The organism is Pseudomonas sp. ATCC PTA-122608, assembly GCF_001952855.1.
Lineage (GTDB): Bacteria > Pseudomonadota > Gammaproteobacteria > Pseudomonadales > Pseudomonadaceae > Aquipseudomonas.
The window spans coordinates 1-1211 of the sequence record NZ_LPNO01000041.1; the positions used below are offsets into that span (position 1 = coordinate 1).

General features: G+C 56.6%; 1 protein-coding gene. It reads left to right on the plus strand.

The window, feature by feature from the left end; all coding sequences use genetic code 11:
- Nucleotides 1-1035 precede the first annotated feature (1035 nt).
- Nucleotides 1036-1211 (plus strand): transposase (locus AU074_RS34985; RefSeq protein ID WP_143503556.1); only part of this gene is annotated, 176 nt, incomplete at its 3' end.

Below are 1211 nucleotides of genomic sequence, written 5' to 3' on the forward strand. Positions count from 1 at the left end.
AGGGACATCAGCTCAACAACGGTTGAAAATAAAAGCTCACGTGAGTACTGCCGTTGGCGGTGATCATCGAACACCTTGTCAACCCACTCGGCATCTACCGCCTGCTCTAAGACCAACTTGGTCATGACACTGGCTGGTGCTAGTTTTTCAAACCGTTCTAAAACCTTGTCCCACATAGTTTCGTCGCCCTGACTGGATTGGTTAGGGGATTTTAAACCAAGACCTTGAAAGGGATGGCTCTTACAGCGGGTCACTTTTGAAAAGCGCAAAAGTAACCAAAACGCTCTGCCCCGCCTGTCGGCACCTCGCTTGGGCTCGGTGTTCCCTCACTCCGGCATTACTCCGCGGGCCGCCGCGACGGGCCATCCATGGCCCGGCGCGGCTAAACCGGCGTCCTGCCGGTTTACCCGCTCCGCAATACCTGCGTTCGGCCTCGGGCTGAATGGGGCAGTCAGATCAAAAGCAGATCAAAAGCAAGGCACAGCGGCCTAAAGGCCGGCTTGAGTGTTAGAAGCAGAGGCAAGATCGAGAGCGAAAGCAGAGCTGCTTTTCTGTGGGAGCGGGCTTGCTCGCGAAAAACCTGAGACCGCCGCGTTCATCCAGAATGCCAGCGTCATCGTTAACGACCTTCGCGAGCAAGCCCGCTCCCACATTTGGACCGTGCCCGCTTTAGCTTCTGATTTTGCTGTTGCTGTTGCTGTTGCTTCACCACACTCAAGCCGGCCGGTAGGCCGCTGTGCCCTTGATCTGCTTTTGATCTTGATCTTAGGCGCCCCGTTAAACCACGCTGGCCGAACGCAGGTATTACGGAGCGGGTAAACCGGCAGGACGCCGGTTTAGCCGCGACGGGGCAGGGACGCCCCGTCGCGGCGGCCCGCGGAGTAATGCCGGAGTGCGGGCACACCGAGCTCAAGCGAGGTGCCGAGTGGTGGGGCAAGAGCCTTTTGGTTACTTTTGGGCTCTTCCCCCCGTGTCAGCCTATCTGTCACCTCTGATGTTTGACTCAATCATTCAAGGGGGCGAAGGTGTTTGGCAATGCCGAAACGTTATGACAATGACTTCAAGGATTGGGCGGTTCTGCAAATGATGCCGCCCCTTAATCGAGCGGTGGCAGAACTCGCCGTTGCAATCGGCGTCACCCCACAGTCACTGCGAGATTGGAGACAAATGGCTAGAGATAAAGGTTTGGTCGTTCCAGGCAATAACAAGAC